Genomic DNA, 5,913 nt, shown 5'->3' on the forward strand with positions numbered 1-5,913 from the left:
GGAACGGACCGCCCCCCACCCGGAAATCCCCCGCCGCGAAGCCCGGCAGCGTGGCACTGTTCTGCACCCAGTTGCCCGAGACGAGGGTGAACCGCGCCACCGCGATGGCCGCGCTCGCCGTCGACGGGCTCGACGTTCCCGCCGCGATCGTCAGACCGCCCGCCTGCGCGGTGATCGCGCTGTCGAGCGTCACCGCCCCCGCCGCCTGCAGCGTCAGCGACGCCCCCGTGTTCCACGACAAGGGCGCGCCCGCGGCCAGCGTGATGTTGCCGGCCTGGTTCCCCGCCGAGCCCGCGGTGCCGGTCGAGACCGTCACGTTGGCGCTGCCCAATGCCGTCAGCAGCGTCCCGGCATTGATCACCGAATCGTCGGCATCGGCCGTGAACCCGCTCCCGGTGGTCTGCGCGCCGTTCGCGATCGTGACGTTGTACGGATCGAGCAGCAGCGTGCCGAAAGACCCCTTGGCCGCCGTCAGATCGGTGAAGCCGGCATACGACAGCACGCCCTTCGACGACACCTCCGCCTGCCCGCCGTTGCCCCCCTGCGCCCCGCCGCGCGCGGTGATCGTGCCGGCAAAGCGCGTCGCCGCGTCCGACCACACCACCACGTCGCCGCCGTCGCCGTTCACCGCGGCATCCGCCCGGATCGTCGTGGTCGCGTCCACGTCCACGCTGCGCGCGTGCGCCAGCCGCCCCGTGCCCTCGCGCCCGCCGCCGATCCGCACCGTGCCGCCGCCGGTCGCGCCCGAGGCCGCGATCAGCGCCGCGTGCGTGGCGATCGCCGGCGCGGTCGCCACCACGCGCCCGCCCCGGCCCGTCCGGCCCTCCGCCGCGACCGCTCCCGACAGCGCGAGCGTCTCGCGCCCGTGCAGCCGCGCCCGGCCGCCCCTGGCGCCGGACACGTCCACCGTCCCGGCCACGGCGAGCCGCCCGCCGCCGATCGTCACCCGGCCGCCGTCGGCTCCGTCCCGGCCCGAGGCGTCGAGCCGGGCACTCGCGGTCACCGCCACCGCGCCGTCCCCGCCCGAGAGCGTGATGCGGCCGTTCTTCCCGGAGACCGAGCGCGCCTCGACCACCCCCGACAGGTTCACCGCCTGCCGCGCCATGTCCCGCGCCGCCGCCGCGCTCAGCGTCACCGAGCCGCCATCGGCCGCGATCACACCCGCATTCGACACCAGCGCCCCGCGACCCTTGGCCCGCGTCGGCACCGCAACTTGCAAAAACCCGTCGCCGGAGAGATCCAGCGTCGCCCGCTCGCCCGCGCCGAGGCCCACACGCCCCATCGGCACCGAGATCGTGCCGGTGTTCGTCACCTGCCCGCCGATCAGCGCCGCGTAGCCGCCGCGCCCGATCGTGACCGCGCCGCGGTTCGTCACCGGGGCCGAGGCGCCCGCGCCGCGGAACGCGCGCCGGCCCGCCTTGAAGTCCTCGTCCGAGATGCCGAGCGAGGAGGCGACGAAGCCCGCCGCGTTCACCCGGCCGGTCCGGGTGATGGTGATGCCGTTGGGGTTGACGAGGTAGACCTGCCCGTTGGCGTCGAGCCGGCCGGCGATGGTCGAGGGCGTCGCCCCCGTCACCCGGTTGAGGATCGCCGCGGACGCGTCCGGCTGGCGGATCTCGACCCGGTGGCCCTGGCCGATGGAGAAACCCTGCCAATTGACGATGGCGGTCTGCGAGGATTGCGTGATCGCCAGCGCGCCGTGGTTCGGGCTGCCGATGGTCACGCCACCCGAGACCACCTGCCCGCCGGTCGGCAGCGGCTCGGCGCGCAGCGGAACGAGACCGACGCCGACCAGCGCGGTCGAGGCCAGCAGCGCGCGGGTGAAGGCGCGGGCGCGGGGCGAGGCGGAAGGGGCCATGGCGCTCGTTGACTCAGAACTGCAGGGCGACGGTGAAGGTCAGGCGGGTGTCGTCGGGCAGGCGATCCGAGCGCTCGGCCCGGCCGAGTTCGACGCTCGCGGCCGCGTTGGTGAAGCTCGAGGACGGCGCCGCGGCGAGCCGCAGGCCGGCGCCGTAGGCGAGGCCGCGGGTCATCGGCCGCTCCAGCGCGGTCGGGCGCTGCTGCCGCGTCAGGCCGACGGCGCCGAAGGCGTAGGGGGCGATCACCACCGCGCCGGGCGTGGCGTCCTCCGGCGGCAGGCCGGTGCCGAGCTGCGCCGGGATCGCGGGCAGCGCGAAGGGCAGGGTGACCGGCACGAGGAAGGGGAACTGCGCCTCGGCGCGCACGACATAGCCTTCGTCGCCCTGGAACAGGCCGGCATCGAAGCTCGACAGGCCCGACAGGCTGGCCAGCCCGATCTGCTCCGAGCGCGGCAGCGCTTGGTTGAAGGCGGTCTGGGCGCGGGCGCGGAGGTCGAGGGTGAGGTGCTCGGCCAGCGGCTGGGTGACGGCCAGCGCCGCCTCCAGCTTCTGGAAGTCCGGCCGCATGCCGAGCCGCGACAGCGGCACCAGCGCCGAGCCGGGGAGCGGCGCGTCGCGGGCGCCGAGCCCGTCGAGGCCGAAGGAGGCGGCAAGCCGCGCGGTGACCACCGCCTCGCTCGGGGCGAACCAGACGAGGTCGCCGCCGGTGCGGGCGATGCGCAGGCGGTCGAGGGTGAGCGGCGCCTCGACCGGCGAGACGACGTCGACGCGCTCCTCCTGCGCGTCGAAGGCGGCGTCCCAGTTCAGGGTAAGGGCGCGCGAGCGGATCAGGGGGTAGCGCAGCCGGGCCGAGTAGCGCGAAAAGTCCGAGGCGATGCCGAGCGTGCCGGGCACGGCCCGCGGCGCGGTGCGGGCGTCGGTGGCCTCCAGGTTGAGGGTGAGCCCGTCGATCCCGAGCGGCAGGATCAGGCCGAGGGCGAGCGCGCGGTTGCGCGGCTCTGCGCCGAGGAAGCTTCGCTCGCCGCCGGCATACGGCGCACCGGAGGCGCGGAAATACAGGCTCTCGCCGCTCCCCGTCGGAGAGTTGAGGTCGAGGCCGGTGCCGAGGGTGTAGGTGCCGAGGCTTCGTGCCAGCACGTTGTCGGTAGAGACCAGCCCGGTGACGGGCTTATAGCGGGCCTCGACCACGAGGACGGTGCCTCCGGGGCGGCTGCCAGCGGCGAGCGTGGAGCGCAGGACGGTGCCGGGCGTGTCGCCGGCCAGCAGCACGCGGCGCTCGATCTCGGCGAGCGTCAGGTCGGGGCGTCCGACGAGGGGAGCGAGGACGGCGGCGATGCGGGCACGGATCTCGGAGGGCAGCGTCGCGACGTCGATGCGCTCGATCTGCCCGTCGACGACGAGCAGGCGCACGTCGCCGCCATCCTTCAGCTGCTGGGCGGGCAGGACGACGCGCACAAGCGCGAAGCCCTGCGCGGCGTAGGCCTGTTCGAGGTCGCGGGCGGCGGCGAACAGGTCGGCGACGGTGATGGACCGGCCGGACAGGCGGGCGCTCAGATCGCGGGCGGCCGCGTCGGCCTCCCCGCCGCCCGCCGGCGCCCCCTCGATGCGCAGGCGTCCGACCCGTAGCGAAAGGCGCTCGGCGCCTGCGGGCGCGGCGGGTCCGACGCCCTCGGGAATGGCGAGGCCGCCGCCGCTGCGCTGCAACGGCGGGCTGAACGAGGGCGGCGTGATCTGCGACGCCGTCTGCGCGAGGGCGCCGCGCGCGGACGGCAGCGCCGCCAGGACGATGACGGCGCAGGCACGCCAGGACGATCGAGTCACGAGGAAAGCCGCCTACCGGAGAGCCTCGGGCGGGTGGTCCCGCCGCACTTCGTCATCAAGGCGCACCATCACCCCGCTCCTCTCCGCAGCGCCGACAGGTCCTGACGGACTTGGATCCCGAGCGCCGTTCACCGCCGCCTCCGCAAGGACGGTCTTCGGCCAGCCCGGCCCCGGGGACAAATTCAGATTACGCGGCCCACAAAAGCGGGACTCGATCTTTAGAACACAAATCAATCCAGCGGATCAACACTTCATCGATCTCGATCCGCAGCTTTGTCTCGGGGATAGTCCAAACTGGACAAATTCTCCGTCCATCCGGATGCGGAGGCCGCGAGAGAGCCGTCCGACGACGCGGTCACCGATCCGTCGAAGGAAGGCGCGTCGAATCAAGGATCCGCGGACGCCGATCCGAGGCGGGCCGGACATTGCCTGCTGGTCGATCGGAAGGGCGGGATGGACCTGCGGGTCGATCTCACGCGCCTCTTCGGCCTGATCGTGCCGAGGGTGGTGTCCGAGGCTGCGGAAAGCGAACCGGTCGCGGTCGATCGCCCGGCGCTTCATCGACCGCGAGGCGGCGCGGCCGGCATTCGGGGCCGAGAGCCTGTGCGCGCAGTTCGGGCCGTCGCGCTCGATGCTGTATCGGGAGTTCGGCCGGCGGGCAGGGCGGCGGTGATCCGGCAGCGGCGGGCGGCGCGGGCGGTGGACTTGCTGACGCGGCCGGATGCGGTGGGGCTTACGACCGCCGCGGGGGCGCGGGCGATCAGGCGCGACGGAGTCGGGCCGAAAACGACGGACGAGGTGTCGGCGGCCGAGATCGGACGGCTGTTCGACGACCTGTGGCAGGCTGGCGGGGCACGATCGGGAGCGGCTCCGAAGGATGCCGCAGGCGCCCCCGGCTTCGATGCCGACGCCGGAAAGGCCCGATCGAAGACCGAGCCTTTCCGATCACGTCCCTGGCCCCGTCGGTCCGTTAGCCTTTCGACGGAGGGGGGGCGTCCGCCGGGTTCACCGCGGGTCGGGCGGGCCCTCGCCCTTGCCGACGAAGGGGATGCCCTCGATCGGGCATTCCTCGGTGCCGACGCTGGCGCGGGTGATGGCGCGCACCGCGTCGCGGGTGCCGTCGGGATCCTCGATCCAGCGGCGGTAGAAGTCGTAGGGGCATTCCGACATCCCGTGCCGGTTCTCCTTCGAGTTGATCATGCCCGTGTAGCCGCGGTGCAGGAGCTTGAAGAGGTGGTTCTCCGACTGGCCGTGGGCGCGGAAGTCGCGGATCAGGAATTTCGAGAGCGCCGCGTACTGGATGCCCATCTCCTCCTCGCCGCACTCGCCGAGCGTGCGGCCGTCGAAGCCGATGATCGCCGAGTGGCCGAAATAGGAGTAGACGCCGTCGAAGCCGGCGGCGTTGGCCACCGCGACGTAGGTGTTGTTGGCGAACGCCATCGCCTTCGAGATCAGGACCTGCTGTTCCTTCGCCGGGTACATGTAGCCCTGGCAGCGGATGATCAGCTCGGCGCCGCGCATGGCGCAATCGCGCCAGATCTCGGGATAGTTGCCGTCGTCGCAGATGATGAGGCTGATCTTCAGCCCCTTCGGACCGTCCGAGACGTAGGTGCGGTCGCCGGGATACCAGCCCTCGATCGGGGTCCAGGGCATGATCTTGCGGTATTTCTGGACGATCTCGCCCTGGTCGTTCATCAGGATGAGGGTGTTGTAGGGCGCTTTGCGCGGATGCTCCTCGTGGCGCTCGCCGGTGAGCGAGAACACGCCCCACACCTTGGCCTTGCGGCAGGCGTCGGCGAAGATCTCGGTCTCCGCACCGGGGACGGACGAGGCGGTCTCGTACATCTCGGCCGCGTCGTACATGATGCCGTGTGTCGAGTATTCGGGGAAGATCACGAGATCGAGGCCGGGCAGGCCGGCCTTCATCCCGAGGATCATGTCGCCGATCTTCTTGGCGTTCTCGATGACCTCGGCCTTGGTGTGCAGGCGCGGCATCTTGTAGTTCACGACGGCGACGCCGACGCTGTCCTGGCTCGATGAGATATCGCCGTGCATCATGGCGGCGTTTCCTCCGGTTTCGTGAGAAGGGAGGGGCCCGCCGCGCGAGCCCCCGGTCGCAGGCTCTCGCCGTGGGCTAGCCCGGGGCGAGCCCGAGCAGGGTCCCGAGGGGGACGACGAGGGTGAAGCCGCCGTAGAAGCCGTCCTTGGCCCGGCGCGCGGTGAAGGGGTTCCA

3 protein-coding genes are annotated in these 5,913 nt (G+C 72.5%); all 3 read right to left on the reverse strand.

The window, feature by feature from the left end:
- Positions 1 to 1,858: two-partner secretion domain-containing protein (locus tag ABS772_RS21610; RefSeq protein ID WP_350396814.1), on the reverse strand; the 1,858-nt coding region annotated here is incomplete at its 3' end.
- Between the two features lie 13 nt (positions 1,859 to 1,871).
- Positions 1,872 to 3,680: a ShlB/FhaC/HecB family hemolysin secretion/activation protein gene (locus ABS772_RS21615; RefSeq protein ID WP_350396815.1), complete on the reverse strand. Its 1,809-nt coding sequence runs from the start codon at positions 3,678 to 3,680 to the stop codon at positions 1,872 to 1,874.
- Positions 3,681 to 4,685: 1,005 nt separating this feature from the next.
- Positions 4,686 to 5,738 (reverse strand): aliphatic amidase, encoded by a 1,053-nt coding sequence (locus ABS772_RS21620; RefSeq protein WP_350396817.1) that lies wholly within the window; start codon positions 5,736 to 5,738, stop codon positions 4,686 to 4,688.
- Between the last annotated feature and the right edge of the window lie 175 nt (positions 5,739 to 5,913).

Source organism: Methylorubrum podarium, assembly GCF_040270385.1.
Lineage (GTDB): Bacteria > Pseudomonadota > Alphaproteobacteria > Rhizobiales > Beijerinckiaceae > Methylobacterium > Methylobacterium podarium.